Source organism: Nostoc sp. 'Peltigera membranacea cyanobiont' 232 (assembly GCF_002245985.1).
GTDB lineage: Bacteria > Cyanobacteriota > Cyanobacteriia > Cyanobacteriales > Nostocaceae > Nostoc.
The window spans coordinates 1-3,378 of the sequence record NZ_NOLK01000321.1; the positions used below are offsets into that span (position 1 = coordinate 1).

The 3,378-nt window shown below is 44.7% G+C and carries 5 protein-coding genes; 4 read left to right on the forward strand and 1 reads right to left on the reverse strand.

Annotation, left to right across the window (positions count from 1 at the left end):
- The first annotated feature begins 33 nt into the window (after positions 1-33).
- The 4 genes from CDG79_RS45725 (at position 34) to CDG79_RS39780 (ending at position 2,815) form a co-directional block, all read left to right on the forward strand.
- A complete protein-coding gene (locus tag CDG79_RS45725; protein ID WP_223278653.1) occupies positions 34-147 on the forward strand; it encodes a histidine kinase dimerization/phospho-acceptor domain-containing protein in 114 nt (37 codons plus the stop codon).
- The gene (locus CDG79_RS39760; protein ID WP_094346944.1) at positions 141-470 is read left to right on the forward strand and encodes a response regulator; all 330 of its coding nucleotides are present in this window, start codon (positions 141-143) and stop codon (positions 468-470) included. The genes CDG79_RS45725 and CDG79_RS39760 overlap by 7 nt, the downstream gene beginning before the upstream one ends.
- Positions 471-1,035: 565 nt before the next feature.
- Entirely contained in the window at positions 1,036-2,340 is a 1,305-nt protein-coding gene (locus CDG79_RS39775) for an AAA family ATPase (protein ID WP_223278652.1), read from the forward strand.
- Positions 2,333-2,815 (forward strand): hypothetical protein, encoded by a 483-nt coding sequence (locus CDG79_RS39780; RefSeq protein ID WP_094346947.1) that lies wholly within the window; start codon positions 2,333-2,335, stop codon positions 2,813-2,815. The genes CDG79_RS39775 and CDG79_RS39780 overlap by 8 nt, the downstream gene beginning before the upstream one ends.
- Before the next feature lie 248 nt (positions 2,816-3,063).
- Here the strand turns inward: CDG79_RS39780 and CDG79_RS43240 are convergent, their stop codons facing one another.
- A complete protein-coding gene (locus tag CDG79_RS43240; protein WP_189525312.1) occupies positions 3,064-3,210 on the reverse strand; it encodes a hypothetical protein in 147 nt (48 codons plus the stop codon).
- Positions 3,211-3,378: the final 168 nt, after the last annotated feature.

The following is a 3,378-nucleotide window of genomic DNA, read 5'->3' on the forward strand; positions in this document are numbered from 1 at the left end:
GAACTGAGACAAAAGACTGAGGAACTGGCAGAAATAAATCGAGTAAAGGATGAATTCGTCGCTGTCTTGTCTCATGAGTTACGTACTCCCATGCATAATCTCCACGGCTGGGCGCAACTATTGCTAATGCAGATGCTCGGATGTTAATGCAGACTGTTCTTCAGAGCGCCGGGGCAGATGTATTAGTGGCAGCATCAGTAAAAGAAGCATTGGCACTTTTAGAACAGCAATCGCCCGCTCTACTGATTAGTGATATCAGTATGCCAGATGAGGATGGCTTTACCTTGATTCATCAGGTTCGCTCCCGCAATATAGAGCAACGGGGACAGATTCCAGCGATCGCTCTCACTGCTTTTGCTGAAGCCAAAAATGAGCAACGTATTTTAAAAGCAGGGTTTCAACTTTTTATTACCAAGCCAATTGAGCCAATGGAACTTGTGGACAAGATAATCAAGGTATTAAAAACTTGATCAACAGTATAGCAATCACCTGACGGCATTCGTGGTGAGTTAACTGAAACTCACGGTTATTGCAGCGAATGGTAATGTGATAACAGTATCCTGGTTTGATCTCACGGGGTTTTCTGGACATCTTTCAGCTAGCGAGTGAGATATTCTTGCTTGAATACCCCACTGATTACCTTACTATTCCTGTCAAATATCGTCTGACTAGCATGGTAGTATTTGGCGGGGGAAGTCATGGTGTGTAAGATGGCAATAGAACTGTATCCATCATCGTTTCGTTGCGACTGTGGGCATCAATCGGATTTCTTTGAGAATACCGTCTCTGATATGAAAAACATGAGCATCCGTAAACGAGTCACTTTAGGAGACTCTGAAGATAACGAACACAGAATTGTTTTTTTCAAGAGTAAGGCAATAGAGATTATTTGTCCCCAACTCGGAACCTGTACAATAACCGACTCACAGTAACGGGCTTTAGAGATGAGTCACCACGCCTCACTGTCAGAACTCGATGCCCTCTTCGCCTCCCTCCACCATTGAGCCTTGAGATGATAATTGTAAGATGAGTGCCATGCTGACAGAATTTACCCTCGCCAGCTTCAAAAGCTACAGTACAAGCCGATTGCCCCTTGGGTCGCTGACAGTACTAATAGGTGCAAACGCCGCAGGTAAAAGTAATGCCCTTGAAGGTCTGCGCTTTCTGTCATGGCTGGCACAAGGGCAAAAACTCTCCAGCATTCAATATGCAGTAAATAGTGCAGAGCGCGTTGTACGCGGTCGAGTAAATGACTTGTGCCATCGGGGAGAGTCAAATTTTACCATTGGTTGCCGTTTAGACTACCCAGACTGGAACCAACTCGATATAACCCTGAATGTGCGTGACGGAGAACTGCACATCAGTAGTGAGCGAATCGTTGGCTCGACAAGTCAAGTCCCGCTATATGACCTAGATCAGCCTTCTCAAGGAGTAGAGACTGATGTTGGTGTCGCATATAACAACTTTACAAAAGGGAAGAACAAACCACGAGTAACGTGCAGCGATCAGATGGCTATATTCGTGCAATTAGACACCCCTGCCCATTTTGATCCAAAGTACCCCAAATCCCAAAAGATAATTCCTGAAACCGTCCGCGAATATCAACGAGTTTTAAAGAACATCCTGTTTCTAGATCCCGTCCCCGCCAGAATGCGCGAGTACAGTTTCAAATCTGATAAGCGATTACAAGAAGATGGTACCAATCTTTCCAGCGTCCTGTATCGCTTGTGGGAGAACCAAGCCGAAAATCAACAGGCAATTCTCAACTTTATCCAGAGTCTACCAGAACAGGCTATAGATGGGCTAGATTTCCTTTTCGGCCCACGGGATGAAGTCATGGTGCGACTAGCAGAAACCTTTGGCAATACCCGTCGCTATTGTGAGGCGGCATTGTTATCCGATGGTACTTTGCGGGTGTTAGCGATCGCGGCGGCTATGCTATCGGCACCCGTTGGTAGTTTAGTGGTAATCGAGGAAATCGACAACGGCGTTCATCCCAACCGCGCCCAGCATCTACTCGCCAGCATCCGGGATATTGCCGAGCGGCGGAAATTGCGGGTGCTGCTTTCTACCCACAACCCAGCCCTAATGGATGCCTTACCCGATGCGGCTCTCGGTGATGTAGTGTTTTGTTTCCGAGATCCAGAGTCAGGAGATAGCCGCCTTGTACGGCTTGGGGATATGTACGATTTCCCCAGTCTGATATCTCAGGGGCCGCTCGGTCAACTGGTAACTGCTGGGGTAGTGGATCGGTTTGTCAAGTCGCCGCACACACCAGAAGATAGAAAACAGCAAGCTATGGAATGGCTGTCTCGTTTGCAGGAGTACAGCAATGAGTAGTATCTGCCTAATAGATACCAGCATATTCCTCGAAATACTGAACGTTCCCAACTATAATCAGCATAGAGCATCAGTTCTCGAAGATTTTCAGACCTATGCTCAATCTGGCTGTACTTTTTTGTTGCCTATGGCGACGATACTTGAAACAGGCAACCACATTGCTCAGAACGGCGATGGCACAATGCGAAGGAAAACTGCCCTACGTTTTGTTAAAGAAGTTAAAGAGGCATTCACAGGCGTAGCTCCCTGGAGACCTACTACATTCCCAAACACGGCAGAGATATTGGAGTGGATTGACCAGTTCCCGGATATGGCTGGCAAAAACAAAGCTCCTAATAAGCAAGAAGGAACCAGTTTCGGTGATTTTAGCATCATTCAGGAATTTCATAAGTCCTGTAATCTCTTTCAAATGAGTGAAGTGTTTATCTGGTCGCTAGACAGCGATTTACAAAATTATCACCAAAGGGAAAAATGACAATACTTAGCATCAGCATTGAGATTAGGGCGAACGCATGTTGTCATTAAGAAGCCTGTGTTCTCAACAAATTCTCAAATAATCGCATTAAGCAATGCTTACTGACTTATCACTCAGTTGGCTTTTTGACCGTCGCTATCTCCCTGCTTCAAAATTATTGCATTAATTAATTTTTCTATTTTCAAATTCTGAATTATCTGAATTTAGTAAAAAGAAATGTATTTTAACCAGTGCATAATGCATAACCTCTAGCGCTGCTGTCCTAGTCTGAGTAGGCGGTCATTTAAGGCGATTCTTCCTAATTCAGAAATAACCTCAACTGGAACACCAACAGATGTAGCTGCTTCTGGGATTGTGACTCTGGTATTTCGCAACAGGTCTAAAACTTGCTGCATTTTAAGAACAACTGGATCGCTTTTGTTGCTGTAACCCCGATTACAGCACTTGCGTCTGTTATGAGGTACAATAAATTAAAATATAAATACCTTTAAATGAAGTCATACTCTGTCGATCTTCGAGAAAAAATAGTTGCAGCACATCTTCAAAAAAACATCTCAATCAGA